A 26,552-nucleotide genomic window follows, 5' to 3' on the forward strand; every position below is an offset into this window, starting at 1 on the left:
TTAATCAACAGCCCTTTGTGTGCTTTGTTGTTCATTATTTAACAATAGCGATAATAAGGATGCCGTTGCTACAAATAGGCACGATATCCATAAACAAGCTGCTAGGCCATATTCTTGATAAACCCAGCCAGACAGAACAGTGCCAATTAACCTGCCCATTGCATTCGCCATATAGTAAAAACCGACATCCAGCGAAACCCCATCTTTTCCAGCAAAACTTACGATAAGGTAACTGTGTAGAGACGAATTAATCGCAAATACAGCGCCAAAGATTAGCAAGCCAATAATAATCGAGGTTTGAATATAGAAATCAAAATGCAACGCCAACGCGATGGCAGCGGGAATAAACATTAAATAACTTGCCCACTGAAAAGCTGCCTTTCCTGAGGGTACTTTTCCTTGTTTTTTGCCCGTAAAATGCGGAGCTACTGTTTGCACAAGACCATAGCCAATAACCCAACTCGCCATAAAACCACCAACCCACCAGTGGTTCCAATCAAAGGTTACCGCTAAAAATACCGGCAATGCCACCACAAACCACACATCTCTTGCGCCAAATAGAAACATCCGCGCCGCTGATAAAATGTTGATGGATGAACTCTTTGAAAAAATCTCATTAAACTTGGGTTTGTTTTTCGACTTGCCTAAGTCCTCTTTTAAGGTGATTAGGCTGAATATCCACACAACAGCCAGCATAACCGCCATGACAGAGATAGCGCCTTTGAATTCCAACAATGTCAGCAATAGGCCACCAAGGAAAAAACCTATGCCTTTAAGGGTATTTTTAGAGCCTGTTAAAATAGCTACCCATTGATAGAGCTTTCCTTCTGCGCCCTCTGGCACCAACAATTTTATTGAGCTTTTTGCACTCATTTTATTCAAATCTTTGGCAATACCTGACAAAGCTTGGGCTGCCATAACATAAACTACCGTTAGCATCTCTGCCGATACGGTTAGCATACTCAGCGCTACGATTTGCAGAGCCAAACCGATGTTCATGGTTTTATTCAAACCAAGCCGAGCGCCAAGCCAGCCACCAACAAGGTTTGTCACCACGCCAAAGATTTCGTAGAACAGAAATAGCATCGCAATGTTTAAAGGGCTGTATCCCAATTGATGAAAATACAGCACCACGAGCATGCGTAATGCGCCGTCGGTTAATGTAAATGCCCAATAGTTGCCCGTAATCACTAAATACTGCTTCACTTGCTTGGACAAGTGTTGTGATTTCCCTCTCAAGGATAAAAGCCCCATTGCTGTTTACTCTTTGTCGGCCAAGCCGACTTTGAGTGCCAGTTCTGCTGTTCGATTAGCATAGCCCCATTCATTGTCATACCACACATACAGTTTTACCTGTGTGTCATTAACAACCATCGTTGAAAGTGCGTCAATGATGCTTGAACGAGGGTCCGTTTTATAATCAATCGACACTAGCGGTCGCTCTTCAAATCCTAAAATATCTTTGAGTTCATTTTCACTTGCTTGTTGAAGCAGTTGATTCACTTCTTCAACCGTTGTTCCTTGCGCCACTTCAAACACGCAATCGGTAATCGATGCATTGGCCAAAGGAATTCGAATAGCATGTCCGTTAAGTTTGCCTTTAAGCTCAGGAAATATATGCGTGATAGCTGTTGCTGAACCGGTTGTTGTTGGGATCAAACTCATGCCACAAGCACGCGCTCTGCGTAAATCTTTGTGTGGAGCATCTAATATGGTTTGCGTGTTGGTAATATCATGAATGGTGGTCATCGAGCCGTGCTTGATACCAATTTTATCATGGATAACTTTCACCACCGGCGCTAAACAATTGGTCGTACACGAGGCGGCGGTAACAATTGGGTGAATATTTTTATCAAACAGTTGATCATTTACACCCATAACTATGTTCAAGACGCCTTCTTCTTTCACCGGCGCAGTAACAACAACGCGTTTCACGCCTTGCTCTAGGTAAGCTTCGAGCAACGCTTTCGTTTTAATTTTGCCTGAAGCTTCAATAACAAGATCGCATTTCGACCAATCAGTATCTTGAGTTGCAGTATTTTGGGTACAAGGAATTTCTTTGCCATTTATGACGATGGCATCGTTATGATGAGTTGCTTCATGATGCCAACGACCGTGCACCGAATCGAAGGTTAGTAGATGAGCCAGTGTTTTAGCATCACCAGCTGGGTCGTTAATATGAACAATTTCAATATCGTCCCAATCAAACGCCGCACGCATCGATAATCGTCCCATTCGGCCAAAGCCATTGATACCAATTTTAATTGTCATTAGTGTGTCCTAATATGAAGATAATCATTATAAATAAGAGTTGAAATAGTTTAGTTGTACTGGGTGCTTCAGCGCTTTTGGACGCAAATGCTGCACTTGTTCAATGGCCCTTTCGCCTGACCAACCATACGCTAATAGAATGAGTCCTATGACTAAGCCCGTTCTCCCTGAACCTCCCTTGCAATGCACGGCAATTGTGCCTTTATTATTTATCACTGCCAAAATATTTTCTTGTTGAGCGCGCCATTGAGACTCAAATGCCTCATCAGGCCCTGCCTCATCTGAAATGGGTAACTGAAGCCAGTCAATGCCTTGCTCCGCGCACTCATCAGGTAGCCTAAGTGCACCGAGTTTTTCCATTTCTTCGTCAAACATTACAGTTAACAGCATATCTGTGCCTGCTTGTTTTAATGTCGAAATGGCTTCAACAAGTGTTGTCTCCTTTGTCCCAGGACAAGGCGTGAAAATGAGCTTAGCACCATTGTCGAGAGCTAAAATATCGTATGGATGTAATTGCATATTAATAAGTTCCAAAAGTCACTAATTTGATTGATTAGGGCTAAACCAATGATGTGTGCGATTTATCATGTAAACCAAGGAAAGCATCACTGGCACTTCCACGAGCACGCCAACAACCGTCGCCAATGCGGCGCCTGAATGTAAACCGAACAAAGATATGGCCACCGCGACGGCCAGTTCAAAAAAGTTAGATGTGCCAATTAAACACGCTGGCGCTGCGATATTGTGGGGTAACTTCATCCACTTTGCGGCGATGTAAGCAATCAAGAAGATACCGTATGTTTGAATCATCAAGGGGATCGCGATTAAGGCAATAGTTTCAGGCTCAGACACTATGGTATTCGCTTGAAAGCCAAACAATAAAACAACAGTGGCTAATAGGCCTATCATCGACCAAGGTTTCAGCGTTGATAATAAAACGCTCAACGCCTCATCGTTACTTCCTCTATTCAATATATTTCTGGTGATGATGCCGGCAACCAAAGGCAATAATACATAAAGCACAACCGAAATAAGCAAAGTTTCCCACGGTACTTGGATATCACTCACACCCAGTAAAAAAGCAGAAATTGGGGCAAAGGCAAATATCATTATCACGTCATTAACCGAAACTTGCACTAAGGTATAGTTTGGATCACCTTTGGTTAATTGTGACCATACAAATACCATTGCTGTACAAGGGGCAACACCGAGTAAAATCATCCCAGCGATATACTCTTGTGCCGACGCAGGATCGACTAAATCAGCAAACAATAAATTAAAAAACAGCCAACCAAGAGCGGCCATAGTAAAAGGTTTGATCAACCAATTAACCACAACAGTTAGCACTAAACCTTTCGGGTTTTTACCAACATCTTTTATCGCTGAAAAATCAATTTGCACCATCATCGGATAAATCATTACCCAAATAAACACAGCGACAACAATATTTACATGTGCCACTTCTAAATGAGCAATCAGTTGAAAAGCGTCTGGAAACCATAAGCCTAATACCACACCTAGAAAAATGCTTAGGCCAACCCAAACAGATAAATAACGTTCAAAAATTCCCATTTTGTACCTCTTAAATACTCAATTAATCTCTCTTGGGAAAGAAAATATTTGCTAGCAAAAACTCGACTTGTCTGGTCTATTGTGCATATCTGCTAGACGTTGAAGCGGGTTATTTATCAGCGGAATATTGTTTTCTGTAGTTTGTGCAATAACTGATTTTGCCCACAATGGTAGCGCTGGGTTGATTCGATAAAAGACCCATTGACCATGTTTTCTGTCAGTAATTACATTCGCTTTTTTTAACACGGCTAAATTTCGTGAAACCTTAGGTTGGCTCTGTTCATCGAGTGCTTCCATTAATTCACATACGCATATCTCACCATGGTAATGTGTCAGCATTAAGGTTTTTAATCGAATATCATCGGTAAGGCTTTTGTAAAACGAGATAGGTTCAAAGTCAGTAAGCTGGTCTGAAAGTGCATCGTGGTTGTCCGCCTCTTTGTTTTCGTCACTTTCAAGCAACTTCTCTTCAACCAACAAAAACATCGATAGGCGATTGTTCAATTCATTTAATGTTACTGAAAAAGGGTTGCTACCGCCTCGATACTTGGGATCTGGAAAATCCCATGCTAACTGCTTTGCTGCACCAGGGTAGCTTCGACATTCACTCATTGCTTTGTCACAAAGCGTAATAACAAAATCAAATGACTGTCCTTCAAAAACATCCACACTTTTTGAGCGCAGAGATTTAGCGTCTACACCAAAACTTGATAATGCATCAACCGTTCTACGGTCAACCCTATCTGGTTGAGTACCAGCACTGAATACATCAAATTTATCACTGGCTTTGTGTCTTAATAATGCCTCAGCCATTTGTGATCTAGCGGAATTACCAGTACAAAGAAAAAGCACTGTCTGTTTGTTTATACTGTTCATAAAAATAAGCAACCTGCCAAAAACATATGAAATATTATATATGCGAAATTTCATATGTAAAGATTTTATTGGATGATCTCATTTTCCCAGTGAGTTCCTTTCCAATAAAATAGATGCTGCTCATCACCACTATTCTCCTATTTAAACTTGTTTTAACGGGCAGCTAGAGAGTGAGAAAAAGAAAAATATGCGAGCAAATCGTTGTTGCCTCACAGCTTTTACATTTCAGTGATTCAGGATAAGCATTGAACAAGTCTGTATTACGCCTTAACATTCCTTGGCAAATTCATCACATAAAATAGCACCGCGGGGAATTTTTTTGTCATCATCTTTTATCAGTAAATTACCAAACGTAGAGATCAGTATCTTCACTGAAATGTCGGCCATGGCTAATAAGCATCAAGCGATAAACTTGTCTCAAGGATTCCCAGAATTTGATGCACCTGATTTTTTAAAAGATAAGATCAATCAAGCAATCTATGAAGGAAAGAACCAGTACTCACCATCAAATGGTCTACCTGAATTGTTAACTCAAATTGCTAATATGGTGCACAGACACTATCAAGTTGAGTTATCCGATGAACAAAAACTCAACGGACAAAATAATATCACCGTGACCTCAGGTGCAACTGAAGCTTTGTGGGTAGCAATACAAACACTTGTACGCCCCGGTGATGAAGTGATTATTTTTGATCCTGCCTACGACTCTTATGAGCCCGCCATTGAACTTGCGGGCGGCAGCTGTCGTCATATCACACTTGATGCGCCAAGTTATGCCATCGATTGGACAATAGTGAAGCAAGCAATTAATGCAAAAACACGTGCCATTATTATCAATAGCCCGCACAACCCCACAGGCACAGTGCTGAGTCAGTCTGACCTTATCAAGCTACAAGACTTAGTTAAGCAACACAACTTGTATGTCATCAGTGACGAAGTCTATGAACACATGACTTTTGACGGAATACGCCATGAAAGTGTGCTGCGTTATCCTGCGCTATTTGACCGTTCATTTGTAGTATCTAGTTTTGGCAAAACTTTTCACTGTACCGGCTGGAAAATGGGGTATTGCGCTGCGCCAGCAGCACTAATGAGCGAATTTAGAAAAATTCATCAATACGTCAATTTTTGCTCATTTACGCCAGCACAAATAGCCATTGCACAAATGTTAAAAGAACAACCTTCACACATTACTGATTTGCCCAATTTCTACCAGCAAAAAAGAGATGTGCTTGTTGGCGCGTTAAAAGATTCTAGGTTTAAGGTATTGCCATCAAAAGGCACTTACTTCTTATTATTGGATTACACGGCAATAAGTGATCTTAACGATCGTGCATTTTGTGAATGGTTAACGAAAGCAAAAGGAGTAGCGGCCATTCCATTAAGCCCATTTTACCCAGCTTCACAGCGGGAAAGTTACCATCAAAAGCATCAAATAATCAGACTTTGTTTTGCTAAAAATGACAAAACCTTGCTTAAAGCAGCGGCTATATTAAATCAACTGTAAACCGAAACTGTTTTAAGCCTCAATGCGATACTATTTGTCTTTAAGGTTAAGACCTTTTTGCCGCAAACACCTGAAGGGAAATTGGAGCACTAACTAAATGGTGATTCTGGTGCTAGAGTATCTTTAAGATGAATTTCTTATTAAACGTTTATTACAACTAGGATGCTTATGAACAAATTTGGTAGCTTATGCCCGACACTTAAGGCGAGCGATATTGTCGGTGACAAATGGACCTTACTAATATTGCGTGAGCTATTTATGGGAGCACATCGCTATAGTGACTTTCAACATGCTCTCCCACGGATATCACCTACAGTGCTAAGCAACCGGCTTAAAACGATGGAAACAAATAGTTTAATCATCCACAAAATAGACACTGGTAAAAACAGAGGAAAATATTACCTGACGCAAAGTGGAAAAGAATTAGCACCGATAATGGACCAACTAGCGCGTTGGGGCTTGCGATGGGCGCGTGACCAACTGAGTGATGTCGACATTGATACCGGCAGTTTTATGTGGGACTTTCATCGCACATTAAATACCGAACAACTACCCGAAGGTGAACATGTGTTTTGTGTACTTCTCATTGATCAAACAGAAGCAACAAAGTGGTGGTTAATTGTTAGCAATAGTTCAGTTGATTTGTGTAATGAAGACCCTGGCTATGACGTAACCCTCTACATTACTAGTACATTAACAGACTTAGCCAAAGTATGGATGGGAGAAGAAAAGCTGTCGAAGCAAATCCATAATGGGCACATAAAGTTGACAGGAAATCGTCATTTACAAAAGCATCCTGAGCATTGGTTTCCATTTTCCAGATATGTTGATGTTCAGGCGGCCAATACATAAATTTTGTTGAATAAATCTTAACTTGAACTGTCATATTTGATTAATAGGACCCAATCAAATATGACAGTCGCCTATGTGCCATAGTGAGTTTGATAAATAGCTTCAATTGTTAACTGGCAAAAAATAGTTGGCTAAAATAGGTGACCAAGGATTAAAAAAAACAACTGCTTTTTGTGCTGCCATAATGCCTTGTTATTTTTATTTATGACTACCATCGCACATTGGTTGAGATGCGGTTAGCTTACAGCCACAAAAAAACACTTTCTTAGACTCAGTTGCCGTAAATCCTACGGGGGAGAATTCAGATCCTTTATGAGAGCCATCACAAAATGGCTGTTTCTCACTTTTACCGCAAGAACACCAAGAGTATTTTTTACCTTCTTCTACTTCAACTGCAAATGGCGTATCAGATGCACGTACTGGTTTAGTCATAATAATTCTCCATAATTTGATATAAACATAACGCCCGCATCACCGGCAAAAACAATCAAAGCGAGGAGCGAATGGCGTATTTTGTTGTCCGAGTGTATTTGATTATTATGTATGTTCTTCATTTCGTAACAATTTGGTTAAAAACGATTTCAATGACTTTTAGGCTTTGCGATAGGCTTTTGTCATTTCCAACTTCCATCTTCATTAAACATTCCCGCATCTTCCATTAGTGCATTCATTTGTTCATGAGCTTTCCAATCCATTGCCCAATCATCACTGCTATCAGAATCTTCAGGCCCTTCTTGATTTGCAAGAAAACTCGATATGCTCTGAACGCCCTTAGCTTCTTTTCTATAACTAATAACTCCGTCGCCATCTTGATATGCTCTAATGTTCTGCTGTGCTGTAAATGGAATGACACGTGGTTCACCATATGCCGTGCCTTTTTCCCAGCCACCACTACAATGGGCATTAGCACCAATAATATACCGAGCCAATTGTTCTTCAGGGTAGCCTTCTGTAGACCGCTTGATGTCATAAATTTTTTTACCCGCCTCATCTGCCAAATCTGCATACCCTGTTTTATTTATTCCATTTACGTGTTTGAGTACACTCCCTTGTGGAATTTCATATTCCTTTTTTGCACCCGTTCTATCAGCGAATTCATTCTCTATTGCAACATGTTCAGGGCTAGTATCATGACCTGTTTGACTACAAGGATCGCGTTGTAGCACAGATTGAACAGAGCTAACTTTTCTCTGGATACTTGTATCTTCACTGTCCTTTTCTTCACTGCATTTGGTACATATCTTTTGCTTCACCAGCGAGTTAGCATTCATTGTTCTTTGTAATTTTCGTTGCGCAATTGTTTCATGGCGACTATCCACAAAACAAAATTTTTGTTGCACGTTACCTCTCTTCAGGCTAACAGAATTAGCAACAGAGCTATTCTTACTCTCTTTTGGCTTCTCAATTTGTGCATACATATCCCTAACCTTTTTAAATTTCATTTAGCCTTTATTATAGGCTTATATTCACTGCCTAAAACTTAATCTTCAAAAATCCACGGTAGGTTTAATTTTCGACTGTATCTATACTTATATTGGTCTCTAGTACGCTGACTTAGCTGGTAAAGGCCAGAGCTTTTTATACACCCATTGCGTCATAGTTCCTCTGCTGGATGACTATATTGCGCACCTAACGCCTTACTAATCGGTGTAAAATTGTTGAATAAAATTGCGAGGAACGAAGCTTGCCAACTGTATTTTGTCCTTGTTTAACAGCTTGTTATGTGATTATTAAAGACATAGCGTCTAAATGTGTCGAAAATTAAGATCTAAATACGAACTTCAACCGTATTAAAATCTGGGCAATGATTGAAATAGTGAGCATATTATGAAATTTTTTACATTAAGATTATATGAATACTACAAGTATATTTTTGATTCAAAGAAAAACCCACTTAGACATATTCCTGACCCTGTCAGTCGGTTTTACATCATGACAATTTTAGCTAGTATGTGGAGTTTTTCTTTTGCTATTTATTTGGGAAGTATAATTTACTTCGGAGTTAGCTTGGCAGCTCATGCGATACTGCTACTGATGTTTTTTTTCACTATGGCAATATTTTACGATGCGGAGAAGAGTAATTCTTCGTGGTTGTTAAAACTACGTAGAGATAACAGCTAATATATGAGAATTATCAAATACTGTGTGTTAAAACTATTCACATAACACCCCAATAATGAGCAAAAAATTGTTGACTAAAATAAGCCACGAACGAGCAAATAGCTAACTGTTATTTGCCCTGCTTGAATAGCGTTATAAGCATTTTATTGACCATAAGGGTGCTTTTTTGATAACTCCAACAACTCATTTCTAATAGAAGCTAGTTGTTTCGAATAGATAATTAAACTCTTTAAACCAACCAACAAACGTGACTGCACCTGCGAATATCTGTTATCAAGTGTAGGTGCCCACGTTTGAACTAGAAAATCACCTACGTTTTGAATAATTGCATGCAACGGTAGCCAAGTGAGATGACTATTTTTTGCGGCGTATCCTTTTAATAAAGAAATAGGATTACTGCCACCACCCGAGGCAGAAACGCCGATAGCAAATGCCGGTTTATGACCTAAAGGCAAACCATTCGCTGAGCCGTTAGCAGACAAAAGTAATAAATTTACAAGTGTAGGAGGGATCATTCCTCCCCATTCAGGAACAATAACAACTACGGCATCACAGGCATATAATTGCGCTAGCACTTCATCTTTATTATTGGCTAATGAAATTTGATCATCTCTACCTGTACCATAATGATCCAATAAAAAAGGATATTGCGATAAATCTAATATCGAAGACTTAATCCCTTCCATTGTATTCAATATGTTCGTTTGTAAATACTTTGAGACTTCAAAACTTTTAGAATTTTCTCTTTGACTACTACTCACTAGCAGAATATTCAAATTCATCTCCAATACTTATACACCTCGTTAAGAGGCTAAAAATTGTTGGCTAAAATTAGCGACCAAGGAGCAAAAGCCAAGCGTTTTCGTGATTTTGTCCCGCTTTAGTTGCTTGTTATGTGCTTACACTTTGAACAGTTGTATTCCGTGAGCCAGAAGTTCGTTTATTCGGATCATTGAATGTTTCTACTAGCTCAAATCCAGCTTTTCTCATCATGCCTGCTGATGCTAGGTTTTCTTCATGACGTTCAATATACACCCTGCTGCATTTTTCAACGCTTGCCAGTCGAATAGATTCTTTCAGTAATTTAGTTCCCAAACCTTTACCACTTTGGCTTGCAGCAATAACTACATCATTTATATATGCAATAGTTGATAATTGATCATACTTACTTAGTTTACTGGGACATGACTCCTTCAATATAACAACGGCAAAACCTAAAATTTCATTTTCTTCCGCAAGAACAGCTAATGCGTTTCCATTTTGTATAAGCTTAAACTGATGTTCAATACTTTCATCAGTTATATAATTCCACTCGTTAGGACCTTCTTTAAGTAAAAGTTTTTTCATTATTTGAAAATCGACGTCATTAAGGTGTCGAGAATGAATTTTCATGCGATGAAACTCCCATGCACATAACGCTTCATTAAGAAGCAATAAAATAGTTGGTTAAAATAAGCGAGGCACGAGCAAAAGCCAACTGTTATTTGTCCTGCTTTAATGACTTGTTAGAGCTACTTACCAATACAGCAAACCTACCAGTTACTCTTTGACCTTTTTGCTTAGAGCAAATAAAAGAATATATAGGAAATGAGATAGCTGAACTTATGAAACTAGCAAGGAAAAAACCAATAAGCATGTAACCAGCCATCCAAGTATTTAGAGTTGATTCACTTACGCCAGGCTCAGTAGTTGTTATTACGATAGTACGAAGAAAAATAGTTACCACAATAGCAAAGGTACAACAAATTATTGAAGCTATTTTCATGGATGAAGTAAAGCTCAATTGAACTCTTGCTTCATAGCCATATATTTCACTCATATCCCTAGATTCCATCACCATACTCTTGGTAGAACTAACAGATTAATAGGGTGCAAAATGCTTCCTTTCTACAAATGAGAACTTTTATACTCCGTTAAAAGTGGTACTTACGCTAAACGAACTATTGAGACCTATTCATATTGGATAAAAGCGTTTATTAACTTTAACGCGAAGCAGCGCCCTAGTCTTTTACACGATCGAGAAGTGGAGAGTATTCTTACCTACCTAATAACACACATCAATGTTACACCTAAAACCCAAGCTGTAACATTAAGTGCGCTGGTTTTCATGTATCAGCATATATTGAACAACCCATTAACTTTGGAGTTAGCGCCTACACGGTTAAGTGCTGATCCTAATACTGGCGAAATTCGTCGTCATACCCATTATACTGTTTTACGAAAGGCGGTAAACAAGGTAGCTAGAACATTACAACTAAACAAGCATGTCACTTTTCACACCTTACGCCATTCGTTTGTTACTCACCTATTACAGCGAGGAGCTGACATTCGTACGGTTCAAGAGCAACTTGGTCATACAGACGTTCGCACAACTCAAATATATACACATGTAATAGAACAAGGGGCTAATGGTGTCAAAAGTCCCTTGGATGATTTACAAAGTACACTTACATAGCTGTCTATAAGGTGAAATATAAACCTATTAGTTAAAACTGTAAGATCAGATATAACCTACTAGAATTTAGCGGGCCCGGCGAGGCCCTATAGATTTACTCACCACGTTGAATACGATGAACATCTTCGGCGGATAGTGCTTGTCCTCCAATACCAAACTCTCCTTCTTTGACATCTTCAATATACACCCAAGTAACGCCTCGCATGTTTTCGCCTTCAATCTCAACCATGGTGTCAGTTAGACGAGAAATAATTTTTCGTTTTTGTTCTTTGTTGAATACGTTCTCTATTACTTTTACATTAATTATTGGCATAGTCTTATTCCTTTGATGAGTCATTCCGAATACTCGGTTCAAACATCATATGAAATATTGAACGCTCAATCTGCTACGCAACATGTAGTAACTCACTACGTTTTACGTAGTAATGCTTTTATTTGATACTCGAATAATGCACACATTGTTAAGTGGCATACCTCATATGAGCATTGCGTATATTAAGCGATAGATAAAAACCTATTAGCTGATAAAATACGAACAAACAATCGTCGGCAATCGCCAATAAAAGGGATCGGTGTGATCAGAGTTTCAATAGTCGTTATTTCAGTATTGATATCATTTCAGCTAATGGCTGCAGGTGCTAAAGGTCAATACATTCAACCAAGTAATTTATCTCCTAAGGTCAGGGTTGAAACCAATATGGGTAACTTTGTTATCCAATTAGACCGCTACCGAGCGAAAATTACCGTTAATAATTTTCTGGGTTACGTCTCTAGAGGACAATACGACAACACGATGGTGCATCGGGTAGAAGAAAGCTATCTCATCCAAGCCGGTGGATTTATGACTAATTACACAGAAATAGAGCCCGACGAGCCTATTTTTAACGAATCAGGCAATGGACTAAAAAACAGGTTCGGCACTATTGCCATGGCTAAGCAGCTCAATGATGCCCATTCAGCTACCAATCAATTTTTTATTAATTTGAATAAAAACACCAATTTGGATCCAGGAAGATCATGGGGTTATGCTGTGTTTGGGGAAGTAGTCGAAGGATACGAAATCGTTGAAGCTATTTCAGAAGTTGAAGTAGGCTACAGCAAAGAGTTAGGCTACCCTACCGTGCCAAAGAAAATGGTTACGATTATCAGAGTAGTGATACTTGACGAAGAAAACACGCCATAACCGCCTTTACTCCTTGCCTTTATGCGTTCAGCAACTGATACGCAAATAAAACATACCTAATCTCCAGCCAAAGAGATTAGGCATGTTACAACATTATTTGATTCTGTTAACTCAACTGTTTTAATTGATTGGCTAAGCTTAACAGGTCAATCGCTTTACCCAGCTCAAATTGCATCGCCGCTAGCATACCATGCATCAAAATAAGTATTCGTTGATATTGGTGAGGCTGTGCCCTTAATTCATGTTTTGCTGCATCAAAACCATTTGTATTGTAGGTCATCAACAATTCCACCGCGTACTCTTCAGGCGTGCGCTCTCTGACTTTGGGTTGATAACCAATTTCAGCAATCACTTTCTCCGCTAGCGTCCATACCGACCAAGGATTTTGACCCGTAATAAGTTTGCCATCTTGGCTTACTTTTTCTAAGTACTTAGTGCCTGCTTGAAATTTCGCGCCTTGTGCCACTAACTTATCTTCCAATAAAAAAGGAAATATTTTTTTTGCGTCAGGAATTAAGAACAGTTCTTCATCGTTAGTAAAGCCACTAACCTGCTTGTTAGCTAACAGCATTTCTCCATTATCTAACTCCACATTAACCAGCGCTGCGGGGCCATGGCACACCGCACTCACAACCTTATTGTTTTGATACAGGGTTTTTGCAATATGCTGGATATCAAGGTTGTCAGGGAAGTCAAACATAGTCCCTTTGCCGCCGACAAAGTATACAGCTTCATATTCATTCGGGTCTATATCAACCAAAGCGATGGAATTTGCCACTTTTTGCTGAATAGCCTCATCATTTAAAAATGCAAAATCGTACGCGCCCATGTCTTCACCATCGATAACGACTGGCGGTTTACCGCCTTTAGGGCTGGCAATATCAACGTCAAAACCATTGGCTACAAACACCCAATAAGCGCGAGCAAGCTCCGTGTGTTCGTAGCCCGTTGCTTTGTCTTCACCCATTTTGTCGACGCTTGTCACTACCGCTAAAATTTTACCTCGGTAGTCAGGAACATTTTTCGTAACATACGGTAAGTCACTGACTTTTGTTGCTTTTAGCGCAACAAAGTGTGCTTTGTCAGGCAGTAAACTTTTCACCCAAGATTTAGCGCCAGTGACTAAACCAAAACCTAAAACTGTTAATGTGACTAAAGTAATGATTATTTTCTTCAGCATATGCATAGCTCCTTTTATTCTGTTGAAGCTAGCTTAAAAGGAGTTAAGTGAAATGAATGTGAAATGTGTTGTCCGATAAAGAAGGTAATGAAATTAACTCTTGATCGGACTGTTTTGTACAAATGACCTAATGTTTGTCTTTGACCACCGAAACAAGCAACGCTGGTAAAAAGGTTAACGACAGGAATGTCGACACCACAATGCCCGACAGCACAATCACACCAATACCACGATAAAGTTCAGTGCCTTCACCAGGGATAAGCACTAATGGCGCTAAACCAAAAATGGTGGTGGCTGTTGACATCAATATCGGCTTTAACCGTTTATCCACGGCTTTTATAACCGCGTCTCGCACTTTCATGCCCTGCTCTAAAACAAAGAAACGTGTTTGATCAACGATAAGAATAGGGTTGTTCACCACAGTACCTAGCAAGATTAAAAAGCCCAGCATGGTGATCATATCAAACGGTTGGTGATAGGCTGGCAAGCCCATATTTGCAATAATGGCATTAATACCGTTAACACTGATTAAACCAAGTAAACCGCCTGCCATGCCTAAAGGTACCGTTGCAAGAATAAACATCGGATAGCGCCAATGGGTAAAAATAGCAACAAGTAATAAGTAACTTAGCACCAGTGCGATGATAAAATTACTCGATAATGACGCTTTGGTGGCTTCTAACTGATCGGCAGCACCACTTATGCTCACTTTGATGCCTTGTGCTATTTTTCCTTCACGCCATAACGTCGATAATAACTCTTCACGTACCTGCTGCTCTGCAGTTTCTAAGGCAACGTCACGCGGTGGAATAATATAAACCGTCACGGTGCGATTTCCGTCAACTCGGCGCACTGAGTTACTGTTTTGGCTTGTAATTAAATCGGCTAAGGCGTTAAGTGGTAGAACATTACCTTTCGGCGTTACAATAGGCGTAACCGCCAGTTTTTCTAGGTTTTGTTCATTGCCTGCACCACTGAACAAAAAGATATCGACTTTATCATCATTGAGAATAAATTCATCAACATACGCGCCATCACTCATCGCCGAAATGGCATAACCAAAGTCACTACTATTAATACCTAGCTCAGCCAAACGCTGCCAACGAGGCCTTATTTCAATCAAAGGTTGATCTAAGGTCAGTGAGCCTGGCTCCGAGTTAATCTGCGGGTTATCAAATACTTTTTCAGCTTGTTGATAAACCGCTTCTGCCGCTTGATAAAGCTCAACAATATTGTTGCCTGCAATATCTACTGCTACCGCACGTGTTCCGCCGTCATTACTCGAAATAATGGAACCACGCGAAGAAAACGCCCGCATGCCATCATAACTTCTAAATTTTTCTGTGATAGCGTTCATCATGTCATTAATGTTATCGGGGTCAACTGGCGCACTTAAAAACCAGATGCGACCAACCGATACAGACATAGAGTAGTATTCTAACGGGGGCATATTAGTGTTGCCGGCGTTATAATCAGCGCTGTCTGCTTGGACAAAATCATCAAAATAGGTCCGTAATTCAACCCCTATTCTTTTCATTTCTGATAGGTTATAGCTCGGTGGTGCAATCATCATCGAAAACGCTTTGGGTTCTTCACCTTCCGGTAGGTATTCTGCCGCCGGCATAAATACATACGCAGCACCTAAAATAAATACAATAAAACTCAGCGAAGCTACGCGCGCCTGCTTAACGGAGCGAGTAAAAAACTTGGCCAATTGTAGCCATTTTTCTGACAATACAAATTGCTTGTCTTGTTGTACCCCTTCTTTTTTACCTAAATGGGCGAGCGCCACAGGCACAACAAAAATCGCAACGAGCATCGACGCAATAATCGCCCCTGAAATAGCAATGGCAATATCGGAATACAATTGTCCCGCTTCTTGTTCAACAAACAAAATAGGCGCGAAAACAAGCACAGTTGTTGCAGTAGACGCCAACACCGCTGGCCACACTTCCATCACACCATTAATGGCCGCTTGTTTCTTGCTCACACCTTTACGCTTGGCTTGTACTATCGATTCTAAAACTACAATGGTATTGTCCACCGTCATACCGATGGCAAACGCAACGCCAGCGAGCGAAATTACATTGATGGTACGGCCAAACATCTTCAAGGCAATGAACGACGCGATAGTACATAAGGGGATGCCCAACACGCCAATTAATGTCGCCTTGCCTGAGCGCAAGAAAAAATACATCACCAACGTAGCCAACAGTGCACCTAACCCTAGGTTAGTCCAAACATTAGCTAATGAACTGGCAACATATTTGACGTCATCACTAGTCAATTTTAACTCTAAGCCATTTTGTTGCAGTAACTGTCGATTAATATCTTCAACCACTGGCAGCATAGCTTTTTTAATCGCTAACACATTTGAGCCGCTTTCTCGGCGCACTGACAAGCTAATGGTGCGCTCGCCCGAATTAAAAGATAAGCCGCGGGTTTCAAAATGATCTAAAGTAACGCTAGCAACATCTTTTAATAAAATGTTGGCATTGTCTTGACGGCTAATGATTAAGTTTTCCAATTCATCAAGCTGTTCAAAACGCCCCATGACGCGCAACAGATAACGACTTTTTCCACTCTCGATATCACCGGCTGAAGTATTCTTGTTACGCTGACGAATGGCAGTTCTCAGCTCAGGTAAGCTTATGCCTCGTTGAGCTAACCGCGCAGCATCAACCTTTATTTGTATTTGCCGTTGTGCTCCGCCACCCACACCCACTTCTGAGACACCTGCGACACTTTCCATGCGTGGGCGAATAAAGTCATTAGCGTAATCTCTTAGTAAATCAACGTCTAAATCAAGCGGATTACCTGGTTGCGGCTTAAGTACAAAATACATAAACGCATTGCCCGAAAAAGAACTGGAATATAATCGAGGTTGGTCAACATTTTCAGGGTAACTCGGTACCTGACTAAGGGCATTATTAACCCGTAATAATGCATCATTGCTGTTGGTGCCAAAAGGAAATTCTAATTCAATTCTAGCCGAGCCCATATTGGCGTATGAAACCATGCGTTTTAAATTCGATAAACTACGTAAGTAGCGCTCCTGTTCAATCAGAATTTCTTTTTCAACGTCTTGAGGCGTTGCCCCAGGCCAACCTGTTTGCACAGTGATCGTTCGTACTTCAAGATCAGGGATCATTTGTACAGGAATAGTAAGCGCCGCCACTATGCCTAAAATCGTGGTAATTAAAACAACGACCGCAACCAATATGCCGCGATTTACTGCCGCAGCTATCATAGCGCATCACCTTGTAGCTCAGTCACTTTTAACGCATCACCATTTTTTAATAGCTCAATGCCTGTTAATACATAAAGTTGTTCAGCCGGTGCTCCAGTAATCGCCACTTGCTTACCTTGATGCTTGACCACTTTTACTAGTATCCGTTGAGCGGTATTGTTTTTCACGGCAAATACGCTAGTGCCACCATCGGGATGTTGTTTTATTGCTGATTTAGGTAGCCAAATGACCGCATGTTCACTTTCAGGCAAAGTGATTTCGGCATGTACAGACATACCAGCAACTAAGGCTGACTGTGGCGGCAGCCCAACAAGTGCACTAACCGTACGATTAACATCATTAACCACATTGACAATGCGGTGTAATTTAGCACTGATAAAGTTGCTGTGCCCCAATAACGCCTGATTAAAATCTGGGGAGATCACGACATCTACGTCATTAGCGCCAGCTAATTGCCCGAGGTACTCTTGAGGAATAGCAAGTCTAACACGCAATTCATCCTGCTCTACCAAGGTAAATGCTTGCGTGGTTTGCGTCACCCACTCCCCAATATCGATGTGACGGTACGCTATTACACCAGAAAAAGGCGCGTATAATGTATGCCGCCTGAGCACTTCTTGTTCTTGGTCGATTTCTGCAGTCAAGCGCACGTATTCAGCTCTGGCCACTTCAACGTCAGACAGACGTTGAGCCAGCAGAGTTTCAGCAACTAATTGTTTGCTAGAAAGTAAAATAACTTCTTGATATAAACGCTCCGCTTCTTGTTGCTTTGCTGCAGCACCGGCCAATGAAGCCTTTGCTTTAGCTAAATTGAGTTTGGCAAGCTTGTCATCTAACTGCATCAGCTTTTGCCCATGTTCAACCACGTCACCCACCTCTACAAACAACTGGGCAATGACACCAGATTGCAGCGGTGCTAATTCCGCGTTTTGTTTTGCCTCAACTGTGCCGCTAAGCACTAGTGTTTGGTGTGCCTTACTCGCCTCAACAAACATGGCGTTGACCTTGGCTGTTTCAGTTGCATGTGTAGGCGTATGCACAAAGCCAATGATTAAGAGCAGATATATGGGTGTAGAAAGTTTCAACTTTAGCGCCTTTTCTTCTAAATGATAATTGTTTGCATTAGCGTAAATTATTTAGCTCAGAGTTTCACCTGTTTTACGACAGATAACCTATTGCTGCGACTAATAAATAAATTTAAACATTAGAGCCTTGTGAGCTATATTAGTAAGTTAGCGTAGCCGTTGTCTAAGTTTTGTCTATATTTGATCAGCTTATAACGCGCAAGTCGCATTACTCTCGGCAAATAAAAATAACAATATGCTCAATATTAAGTCATAAAGTACAAGGTCAAACAACGAGCATAATGGAATGTGTCCAAGGCATATAAGGAACTTTAATGAATAAACCCCTCTCATTGTTAGCCTGCGTCATCATATCGATAGCAGCTATGTCCTCTAGTGCAAAAGATAAAGACGACTCTCTCGTCAATTCAAAAACACTAGACGCACTTGAATTTCGTAGCATCGGCCCTGCCTTTATGTCAGGTCGTATCGCGGACATCGAAATTGACCCTGATAACAAAAATACTTGGTACGTTGGCGTTGGCTCTGGTGGTATGTTTAAAACCAGTAATGCAGGTACAACATGGCAACCCGTATTTGACGATAAAGATGTCTATTCTATTGGTACAGTTACCATTGACCCAAGTAACTCTCAAACCATTTGGGTAGGCACAGGTGAAAATGTCGGCGGTCGTCATGTCAGTTTTGGTGATGGTGTGTATGTTTCTCATGACGCAGGTAAATCATGGAAAAACATGGGGCTAAAAGCGTCGGAGCATATTTCTGAAATCATTGTTCACCCTACTGACTCAAATACAATATGGGTAGCGGCCCAAGGCCCACTTTGGTCAAAAGGTGATGAGCGCGGTTTATATAAATCAACCGATGGTGGTAAAACCTGGAATAAAACCTTAGGGGATGATGAGTGGACTGGTGTTACCGACGTTGTTGCCGATCCTAGAAACCCTGATGTGATGTACGCTGCCACTTGGCAGCGCCACCGAACCGTAGCTGCCTATTTAGGTGGTGGTCCAAATACCGCAATTCATAAATCTACCGATGGCGGCGACACTTGGACTAAACTAGAAAATGGCATACCAAAAGGAAATTTAGCCAAAATTGGCTTAGCGATCTCGCCGATAAACCCCGATGTACTTTACGCGGCGATTGTACTAGATCGACGAAAAGGAGCAGTGTATCGCTCATCAAATAAAGGAGCGTCTTGGAGCAAACAATCAGATGCTGTAGCAGGTGGCACAGGTCCACACTACTACACTGAGCTTTACGTGAGCCCCCACCATATGGATGAAATTTACCTTGCTGGGGTTCGGATGAAAAAATCTACCGATGGTGGTAAAACCTTCAAGGCAATGGAAGAAGAACATAAACATTCAGACAATCATTCACTGACTTTTTTAAAAGACAATGATGACTACATGCTAATGGGCTCTGATGGCGGCATTTACGAGAGCTTTGACAATGGTGATAATTGGAGGTTTATTAGCAACTTACCGATCCTTCAATACTATAAAATTGCGTTGGATGACGCAAAACCGTTTTATAATGTTTATGGCGGCACACAAGACAACAACTCTCAAGCTGGTCCCGTTAGAACGGATAAAGTACAAGGCATTGAAAATGCCGACTGGACTGTGACCTTGTTTGGTGATGGCCACCAACCAGCTACTGAACCGGGCAACCCTAACGTATTCTACTCACAGTGGCAGCAAGGTAACTTAGTCCGTTTTGATAAAAGCACTGGCTCGATGGTTTATGTGCAACCACAACCAGGCAAAGGTGAAAAACCAGAACGATACAATTGGGATGCCCCTATACTTGTTAGCCCGCACAGCTCTACTCGCTTATATTTTGCTTCACAACGCTTATGGCAAAGTGACGATCGTGGCGACAGCTGGACACCTATTTCAGGTGATTTAACGAATAATCTACCGCGTATTGAGCAACCTATCATGGGGCGTACGCAAAGTTGGGACAATGCGTGGGATTTATACGCAATGTCTAAATACAGCACCATTACATCGCTGTCAGAATCGCCGCTTAAAGAAGGTCTTTTATATGTAGGTACCGATGATGGCTTGATTCAGGTGACTGAAGACGGTGGTCAGAATTGGCGTAAATTGAAAGTGGGTAAATTGCCCGATGTGCCAGACACTGCGTTTGTTAATGACATCAAGGCCGATTTACATGACAAAGATACCGTCTACATTGCCTTAGATAATCATAAATTTGGCGACTATAAACCTTATTTATTAAAAAGTACCAACAAGGGTAAGTCTTGGAAAAAGCTAAATAACGGCATACCAGATAAGCATTTAGTATGGCGCGTAGTGCAAGATCATGTTGATCCTGAGCTAATGTTTGCAGCCACAGAGTTTGGTATTTTCACCACGGTTAATGGCGGTAAAAACTGGATTGAGCTTAATGGTGGATTGCCAACGATATCTTTTAGGGATTTAGCCATCCACAAAGGTGAAAATGATCTAGTCGCTGCCTCTTTTGGCCGTGGCATTTATGTACTGGACGACTATCAAGCATTGCGTGATATTGATGAAGAAACGCTGAAACAAGACGCCATGATTTTCCCTGCACGTGATGCACTTTGGTACATTGAGAAAATGCGTCTTGGATTTGGTAAAAAAGGCAATGCTGGGGCATCGCATTATGTTGCCGATAACCCGCCGTTTGGCGCAAACTTTACCTATTATATTAAAAACGTACCAGAGTCTTTAAAAGCACAGCGTACAACAAAAGAAAAAGCGCTTGATAAAGACAATAAGAACATTCCTTTCCCAGGCTGGGAAAAGCTTGAAGCAGAGAAAAAACAAAGCAAGCCACAATTACAGTTCGTGATCAAAAACGATCAAGGCCAAGTGGTGCGCCGCATCGAAACTGAAATGAAAAAAGGTATACAACGCATTAATTGGGACCTGCGTTTACCTTCCCGTGGTGCTATTGGTGATAAAGGCGGTTTCTTCTCAGACGAACCCACAGGCATGTTAGCGATGCCGGGCAAATATACCATAACAATGGCGTCAAAAGTTGATAGCAAAGTCAAAGTGTTAGCAGAGCCTATGCCGTTTAATGTGACACGCCTTTATGAGAGCCAGTTAAACGAAGCATCACATGAACAAGTCTCAGCTTTTTGGCGAGAGCTAGAAGCTGCACAAGGTCAAAACAGTACATTGAATAATCAATTTAAGTTGACTAATAAACGCGTTGAAGACTTAGGCGAAGCGCTACTTCGCTCACAAGCAGATGTTGGTGCATTAGAACAACAGCTAGAAGCCATTAGAGATAAGTTATCACTTCTTAATCATCGATACAGCGGTAGTAAAGTTCGCGGTGAAGTTGGCGTGCTTGATGATCACGTTACGGTGGGTCAACGCTTGTTTGTTGCCACCTTAGGTACAGGCTTATCTAGTTATGGCCCAACGCCTACGCATAAAGAGGCGTTAGCGATAGCAAAGTCAGATCTTGATGAAATGAGTAATAAACTCAATAACGTGATAAATAACGACATAGCCGCATTAGAAGCAGCCCTTAAAAAGGTCAACGCCCCTTGGGTTAAAGGGCAATCACTTTAATTTTTAATATTTAAGTTCCACACCGTTTAAATCAAGAAACGGCTAAGTTCAAAGGCAATTGGCTGATGAGGTCAATTGCCTTTTTTATTTGCGCCTTTGGCACTATCTACATACTCTTTTAGCACCGAACATACATAGCTTAAATGTCCCGTTGCCTCAATCTGATTAGATCCATCACTTTAATTGTTGCATTTAAAATGCAACTTTATTATTCTAGCCCTAAATTAGACGAGAATAAGTTCGCAATATGCAGCTAACGCATTTTACCGATTTGGGTATCAGAGTGCTAATGTACCTAACCTATAGTCGATCTGAACCAGTTAAAATTAGTGAGATTGCCGAGCAATTCAAAGTACCAAGAAATCACTTAATTAAAGTGGTTAACAAACTCGCTAATCTAGAATGGATTCTGACAACGCGTGGACGAAATGGCGGATTGCAGTTGGCAGTACCACCAGAGTCAATAACGTTAGCAACTATCATTAAAGCTTTAGAAGAGTGCAATCAATTAATCGATTGTGAGAATGCGCTGTGCAGACTTAGGATGGGGTGTCAGGTAAAGCAGTATTTAGACTTTGGCTTGAAGGCGTTTTACGATGAAATGGAACGCTATACATTAGCTGACTCAGTTACAGGCCAAACAGGTAATAAGATAATAGAGATGCATGTCAAATACGCCTAACACTATTCACTAACATTACCGGTTATTTACCCTATATGTTGCATTATAAATGCAACATATATTTCTCACGCATCAGTCACATACTTATGCTGTCTTTAACGTGAGTTTAGTTTTAGCGACATTGTTGCATTTTAAATACAACAATGTCGCTTCGTAAACATATAATGAGAGTAAAAATTAAAGTCATTACAACTACTTTGATGCTATGCAGCTACCTAATTGCCTCAACTTATAGCCCGAATCAAGTAAAAGGACGTCACGTGCAATGCTCCGCTTCAAGTGAAGCATCACAAAGGCAAAGTCTTATAATTTAAACCTAGGAGATTATATTTAGATGTTAACACCTGCTCAAATTCAAACAATCAACGCAACAGTACCAGCCGTATCAGCTCACGCGCGACAAATTACTGAGCACTTCTATCCATTACTGTTTAATCGTTACCCACAAGTGTTGGAGTATTTTAACAAAACTAACCAAGAAAAAGGCAGCCAACGTCAGGCGTTAGCCAATGCGGTCATAGCCTATGCAAGTAATATCGAGCGCTTGGAGCTTATGGGTGATGCCGTTAGCTTAATTGCACAAAAACATTGCTCTTTAGGGATCTTACCTGAGCACTACCCCCTTGTTGGAGAATGTTTGTTGGAATCAATTGGTTTTGTGTTAGGCGAGGCAGCGACGCAAGACATTATAGAGGCATGGACCATAGCCTATCAGCAATTGGCTGATATTTTGATTCAAGCAGAAGAGGGAGTTAACACAAGCAATGAACAACGAACAGGTGGCTGGCGCGGAGAACTTGCGTTTAAGTTGGTTCACAAAGAAATCGAAAGTGAAGTGATAACGTCATTTTACTTTAAACCAATTTCAGGAGCTGAAGTCATCGATTTTCAAGCTGGACAATATGTTGCGGTCGTACTGAACATTGATGGAGAAGTGATCCGACGTAACTACAGTTTGTCTGACGCCCCGGGCAAACCTACATTGCGTATTAGTGTCAAACGCGAAACTGACGGTGTGGTTTCTAATTATTTACACAATTCGCTTGAGGTAGGCGACAATATTAATTTATCAGCACCTTGTGGCGACTTTGTATTAAAAAACAGTGAACGTCCATTGTTCTTAGTCACTGCAGGCGTGGGGTTAACACCTGCAATCAGTATGCTTAATACGGCGATAGCGAGTGGGCGAGAAATTCATTTTATTCACGCTGCTCAAAATAGTCAGGTACATGCGTTTAAAGAACATGTCGATACACTTGCCAAACAACATGAAAACCTTAATGTATTTTATGTTTACGACCAACCCTTGGACATAGATTCCCCGCACGCCGTAGGTTATTTATCACAGGAACACATCGCGTCGCGCTTACCGTCATCAAAAGATGTCGACTTCTACTACCTTGGTCCAACACCATTTATGCGTAGCATGAATCAACTAACAAAAGTGCTAGCCCTTCCGAGCGAACAAGTGCACTTTGAATTTTTTGGCCCGCTTGAAGACCTAGAAGCAAGCCCAAAAGAAAGTATTAAAGCAGCCTAAGGACATTATCTGTTATAGCCAATGTCTCTATGCGCATTCTTAGCGGCATTGGTCTTGTGTGTCATCAAATGACAGTTAACCATAGGGCTAGTTTTAGTTATCAACCAAGCCCTGATTGTCACATGTTGTTTTACAATTTTGGGGAATATCTAATGTGTCAACGTTACCGAATGGCTAATAAAGTTAAGCAGGTAAGCTACTACTTACTCGTATTTTCATTTCTTGCGACAGCGGCCTGTTTGCTGATCAGCTATCCCTACGCAGAGCTTTTCAGTATTCCAATCCAAGTTGCAGCTCACATTCTAACCATCGTTTTCGCAGGTAGCTTCAAAATTGCTGTTGTTGCGTTAATGGCGGTCACGTCAGAACTTAAAACGATCACTGCAAATACAAACTCTGCTAGTAATTTATGTTGTCCCACTAAGTAATGTCCGAAGGCCCGATTATTGTTCCGTATAGAACGAGTAGGGTTGACCTCTGTGCTAACCAGATAAACTTTTATCTACATATTCCTGTGAAGCCATTTCGGTTAACCGACTTTTGGTTCGTTCGAATTCAAACAACAATGTTCCGTTGTTATAAAGATCACTCAGTGGTACAAAAGCGCTCATCACTAGATTGATGTGGCAATCATAACATTCATCAACTAGTGCAATGAATCGCCTGACGGCATCATCCATCGGCGCTAATACCACTTCCCGCTCACCTGTCTCAGCTGTTGAAACATTAATGTTTGAGCCATTATCTTCCGTGCCTCTGGCTTTAATTCTTTCATACGCTTGGCCACTCATTGGCGGTACATTAAACAGCAATAGGGTATTAAACTGCTTTGCAATTTCAATGTAATCAAAATGGCTACGAGGTCCTCGACAAATCGCTGAAAAATCAAAGCAGATTACTTGTTCATCTTGCTCTGCACTTTTGGCTATGGTGTTTATTTCTCGCCCCAAAATAGTAATTGTTGTCTTTTGAGTGAATGGCTTTAAATTGAATCGATTTAGTAACTTTTGATGCAAAACAGTTTGCTGCTTTTGTGAATCAGGCAATTCAAAGTAATTTTGCACATAGGTTAAGGTGCGATGCCTGTGGTCTTGTTCTCCTGCTAAATGTACCGAATGCATATGCTGTTCAATGGCCGCAATCGCAGGTAAAAACCGCTGACGCTGTAAACCATTTCTGTACAACTCTTGCGGTGCACTATTACTGGTACTAACCACGATGATATTTAGTTCGAACAGGTATTGCAGTAAATTCCCTAGCAACATAGCATCGCCTATGTCAGAGACAAAAAACTCATCAAAACACAACACCCGATAACGCTGACTGAATGATTTAGCAATACGTTTTAACGGCTCTACCTTGCCTGACAACTCTCTAAGCTGTTGATGAACATCTCGCATAAAATGGTGAAAGTGTTGCCTTTTACATATTTTATTCGCAGTTCCTTTAAATAAGTCACCCGATAAACTATTAACAAACATATCCATTAAAAATGTTTTTCCGCGCCCAACTTTACCCCACAAATAAACGCCCCTAACTTGGTTATTAGCTAAGCAGTGTTTATTTGAGTTAGTTAAGTGAAGTTGAACATAAAGCTGTTGCAACAAGTCAACCGCTTGTTGTTGAGCTACATCATCAGTTATTTGATCTAAGCTCACTAACGTTTGATATTGACTGAGAGGAGATTTATTAGACATGAATGCTAACAGTAATTAAAAATGGGGAGATTATAGCGTAACAAGCGAGGCATATTCAGCTCATCAAGTTAATGAAGCGTACGAGCCTGCTTATCCCATAGACTTGTTTGCCAATTTGAAATGGTACCTGATGCTTCACACGTATCACAATGCCACTCAATTAACGCATTCTCATTACATGTTGCAGCGATTTTTCCATCACAAGATAGCTGTAAAGCACGCGTATTACAGTTCAAATCAACTTTAATACATTTTTGATTATCGAGGTGAGTCATTTGGCCATTGATATGATTATCTGCAGAATTTATCTTGCGCTTTGTCACCGCTAAGACAATTTGAGTCAAAAACGTGAACACCCTGCCCGCTTGTTCTGTCAGCTCGACCACATGTCCTTGTTCATCAAGGAAATCTCTTAAATCAACGATTAATGCCATACACTGCTATTACTTCATTACTGATGCATTTACCATATAGTACTTGTAAAATAGGATGAAAACATTAACAAGAGTTAACTCAACGTGACTGAAAAAACTATCAAATTTGAAATAGAGAAAAACAATAAAAACAGTGTTCGTTATAAGGAAGTCCCAGAAGATGGCATGCCACCTGTCTTAGGCTCTATTTATGTACAAAAGTGGTTTGCTGGCGACAAGAAAAATATCGAATTAACTATAAAAATAACAGATTAATACACTTA

General features: G+C 40.7%; 24 protein-coding genes and 2 pseudogenes. 10 read left to right on the forward strand and 16 right to left on the reverse strand.

Features of this window, described 5'->3' with window-relative positions:
- Genes arsJ through QUE03_RS13120 form a run of 5 tightly spaced genes read right to left on the reverse strand, consistent with a single transcriptional unit; the run spans window position 1 to window position 4,719 of the window.
- On the reverse strand, window positions 1-1,254 hold the full coding sequence (gene arsJ, locus QUE03_RS13100) for an organoarsenical effux MFS transporter ArsJ (RefSeq protein ID WP_286262148.1): 1,254 nt from the start codon (window positions 1,252-1,254) through the stop codon (window positions 1-3).
- 6 nt (window positions 1,255-1,260) lie between these two features.
- On the reverse strand, window positions 1,261-2,271 hold the full coding sequence (locus QUE03_RS13105; protein ID WP_286262149.1) for an ArsJ-associated glyceraldehyde-3-phosphate dehydrogenase: 1,011 nt from the start codon (window positions 2,269-2,271) through the stop codon (window positions 1,261-1,263).
- A gap of 27 nt (window positions 2,272-2,298) precedes the next feature.
- Window positions 2,299-2,790 (reverse strand): phosphatase domain-containing protein, encoded by a 492-nt coding sequence (locus tag QUE03_RS13110; protein ID WP_286262150.1) that lies wholly within the window; start codon window positions 2,788-2,790, stop codon window positions 2,299-2,301.
- Between the two features lie 21 nt (window positions 2,791-2,811).
- Window positions 2,812-3,843, reverse strand: a complete 1,032-nt coding sequence (gene arsB / locus QUE03_RS13115; protein WP_286262151.1) for an ACR3 family arsenite efflux transporter — start codon at window positions 3,841-3,843, stop codon at window positions 2,812-2,814.
- A gap of 51 nt (window positions 3,844-3,894) precedes the next feature.
- On the reverse strand, window positions 3,895-4,719 hold the full coding sequence (locus QUE03_RS13120; protein WP_286262153.1) for a metalloregulator ArsR/SmtB family transcription factor: 825 nt from the start codon (window positions 4,717-4,719) through the stop codon (window positions 3,895-3,897).
- A gap of 319 nt (window positions 4,720-5,038) precedes the next feature.
- Between QUE03_RS13120 and QUE03_RS13125 the strand changes: the two genes are divergently transcribed.
- Both QUE03_RS13125 and QUE03_RS13130 read left to right on the forward strand, forming a co-directional pair.
- The gene (locus QUE03_RS13125) at window positions 5,039-6,226 is read left to right on the forward strand and encodes a methionine aminotransferase (RefSeq protein WP_286262155.1); all 1,188 of its coding nucleotides are present in this window, start codon (window positions 5,039-5,041) and stop codon (window positions 6,224-6,226) included.
- Window positions 6,227-6,394: 168 nt separating this feature from the next.
- Entirely contained in the window at window positions 6,395-7,078 is a 684-nt protein-coding gene (locus QUE03_RS13130; protein ID WP_286262157.1) for a winged helix-turn-helix transcriptional regulator, read from the forward strand.
- Window positions 7,079-7,276: 198 nt separating this feature from the next.
- Here the strand turns inward: QUE03_RS13130 and QUE03_RS13135 are convergent, their stop codons facing one another.
- The 5 genes from QUE03_RS13135 to QUE03_RS13155 form a co-directional block, all read right to left on the reverse strand.
- The gene (locus tag QUE03_RS13135) at window positions 7,277-7,510 is read right to left on the reverse strand and encodes a CDGSH iron-sulfur domain-containing protein (RefSeq protein WP_286262160.1); all 234 of its coding nucleotides are present in this window, start codon (window positions 7,508-7,510) and stop codon (window positions 7,277-7,279) included.
- Window positions 7,511-7,692: 182 nt separating this feature from the next.
- Window positions 7,693-8,520 (reverse strand): hypothetical protein, encoded by an 828-nt coding sequence (locus QUE03_RS13140; RefSeq protein ID WP_286262162.1) that lies wholly within the window; start codon window positions 8,518-8,520, stop codon window positions 7,693-7,695.
- A gap of 822 nt (window positions 8,521-9,342) precedes the next feature.
- On the reverse strand, window positions 9,343-9,981 hold the full coding sequence (locus tag QUE03_RS13145; RefSeq protein WP_286262164.1) for an NAD(P)H-dependent oxidoreductase: 639 nt from the start codon (window positions 9,979-9,981) through the stop codon (window positions 9,343-9,345).
- A 109-nt stretch (window positions 9,982-10,090) separates the two neighbouring features.
- Complete coding sequence (locus tag QUE03_RS13150) at window positions 10,091-10,591, reverse strand: GNAT family N-acetyltransferase (protein WP_286262167.1); 501 nt, start codon at window positions 10,589-10,591, stop codon at window positions 10,091-10,093.
- Window positions 10,592-10,679: 88 nt separating this feature from the next.
- Window positions 10,680-11,018 carry a hypothetical protein gene (locus tag QUE03_RS13155; protein WP_286262169.1) on the reverse strand — a complete coding sequence of 113 codons (339 nt, stop codon included), beginning with the start codon at window positions 11,016-11,018 and terminating at the stop codon, window positions 10,680-10,682.
- Between the two features lie 111 nt (window positions 11,019-11,129).
- On the opposite strand from QUE03_RS13155, the pseudogene QUE03_RS19665 reads away from it, so the two are divergent.
- Both QUE03_RS19665 and QUE03_RS19670 read left to right on the forward strand, forming a co-directional pair.
- Window positions 11,130-11,324, forward strand: a pseudogene (locus QUE03_RS19665) (site-specific integrase); the annotation flags it as partial.
- A gap of 33 nt (window positions 11,325-11,357) precedes the next feature.
- A pseudogene (locus QUE03_RS19670) lies at window positions 11,358-11,654 on the forward strand (tyrosine-type recombinase/integrase); the annotation flags it as partial.
- Window positions 11,655-11,748: 94 nt separating this feature from the next.
- On the opposite strand, the gene QUE03_RS13165 reads toward QUE03_RS19670, so the two are convergent.
- Window positions 11,749-11,967: a tautomerase family protein gene (locus tag QUE03_RS13165; RefSeq protein ID WP_286262171.1), complete on the reverse strand. Its 219-nt coding sequence runs from the start codon at window positions 11,965-11,967 to the stop codon at window positions 11,749-11,751.
- Window positions 11,968-12,228: 261 nt separating this feature from the next.
- Between QUE03_RS13165 and QUE03_RS13170 the strand changes: the two genes are divergently transcribed.
- Window positions 12,229-12,837, forward strand: a complete 609-nt coding sequence (locus tag QUE03_RS13170; protein WP_286262172.1) for a peptidylprolyl isomerase — start codon at window positions 12,229-12,231, stop codon at window positions 12,835-12,837.
- Window positions 12,838-12,943: 106 nt separating this feature from the next.
- Here the strand turns inward: QUE03_RS13170 and QUE03_RS13175 are convergent, their stop codons facing one another.
- The 3 genes from QUE03_RS13175 to QUE03_RS13185 form a co-directional block, all read right to left on the reverse strand.
- The gene (locus tag QUE03_RS13175) at window positions 12,944-14,017 is read right to left on the reverse strand and encodes a type 1 glutamine amidotransferase domain-containing protein (RefSeq protein ID WP_286262174.1); all 1,074 of its coding nucleotides are present in this window, start codon (window positions 14,015-14,017) and stop codon (window positions 12,944-12,946) included.
- A gap of 127 nt (window positions 14,018-14,144) precedes the next feature.
- Window positions 14,145-17,267 carry an efflux RND transporter permease subunit gene (locus tag QUE03_RS13180; protein WP_286262176.1) on the reverse strand — a complete coding sequence of 1,041 codons (3,123 nt, stop codon included), beginning with the start codon at window positions 17,265-17,267 and terminating at the stop codon, window positions 14,145-14,147.
- The gene (locus tag QUE03_RS13185; RefSeq protein ID WP_286262178.1) at window positions 17,264-18,352 is read right to left on the reverse strand and encodes an efflux RND transporter periplasmic adaptor subunit; all 1,089 of its coding nucleotides are present in this window, start codon (window positions 18,350-18,352) and stop codon (window positions 17,264-17,266) included. The genes QUE03_RS13180 and QUE03_RS13185 overlap by 4 nt, the downstream gene beginning before the upstream one ends.
- 314 nt (window positions 18,353-18,666) lie before the next feature.
- Between QUE03_RS13185 and QUE03_RS13190 the strand changes: the two genes are divergently transcribed.
- From QUE03_RS13190 to QUE03_RS13205, 4 genes are all read left to right on the forward strand, one after another.
- Complete coding sequence (locus QUE03_RS13190; protein ID WP_286262179.1) at window positions 18,667-21,936, forward strand: VPS10 domain-containing protein; 3,270 nt, start codon at window positions 18,667-18,669, stop codon at window positions 21,934-21,936.
- Window positions 21,937-22,183: 247 nt separating this feature from the next.
- Window positions 22,184-22,618, forward strand: a complete 435-nt coding sequence (locus QUE03_RS13195; protein ID WP_286262181.1) for an RrF2 family transcriptional regulator — start codon at window positions 22,184-22,186, stop codon at window positions 22,616-22,618.
- A 334-nt stretch (window positions 22,619-22,952) separates the two neighbouring features.
- Window positions 22,953-24,158: an NO-inducible flavohemoprotein gene (hmpA, locus tag QUE03_RS13200; RefSeq protein ID WP_286262183.1), complete on the forward strand. Its 1,206-nt coding sequence runs from the start codon at window positions 22,953-22,955 to the stop codon at window positions 24,156-24,158.
- A 152-nt stretch (window positions 24,159-24,310) separates the two neighbouring features.
- Window positions 24,311-24,586 (forward strand): hypothetical protein, encoded by a 276-nt coding sequence (locus QUE03_RS13205; RefSeq protein WP_286262186.1) that lies wholly within the window; start codon window positions 24,311-24,313, stop codon window positions 24,584-24,586.
- 54 nt (window positions 24,587-24,640) lie between these two features.
- On the opposite strand, the gene zapE is transcribed toward QUE03_RS13205, so the two are convergent.
- Both zapE and QUE03_RS13215 read right to left on the reverse strand, forming a co-directional pair.
- The gene (gene zapE / locus QUE03_RS13210; RefSeq protein WP_286262188.1) at window positions 24,641-25,855 is read right to left on the reverse strand and encodes a cell division protein ZapE; all 1,215 of its coding nucleotides are present in this window, start codon (window positions 25,853-25,855) and stop codon (window positions 24,641-24,643) included.
- Window positions 25,856-25,923: 68 nt separating this feature from the next.
- Window positions 25,924-26,289, reverse strand: a complete 366-nt coding sequence (locus tag QUE03_RS13215) for a hypothetical protein (RefSeq protein ID WP_286262190.1) — start codon at window positions 26,287-26,289, stop codon at window positions 25,924-25,926.
- An 84-nt stretch (window positions 26,290-26,373) separates the two neighbouring features.
- Here QUE03_RS13215 and QUE03_RS13220 point away from each other — a divergent pair, with 84 nt between their 5' ends.
- Complete coding sequence (locus QUE03_RS13220; protein WP_286262192.1) at window positions 26,374-26,544, forward strand: hypothetical protein; 171 nt, start codon at window positions 26,374-26,376, stop codon at window positions 26,542-26,544.
- The last annotated feature ends 8 nt before the right edge of the window (window positions 26,545-26,552 follow it).

The sequence above is a fragment of the Thalassotalea atypica genome (assembly GCF_030295975.1).
Lineage (GTDB): Bacteria > Pseudomonadota > Gammaproteobacteria > Enterobacterales > Alteromonadaceae > Thalassotalea_F > Thalassotalea_F atypica.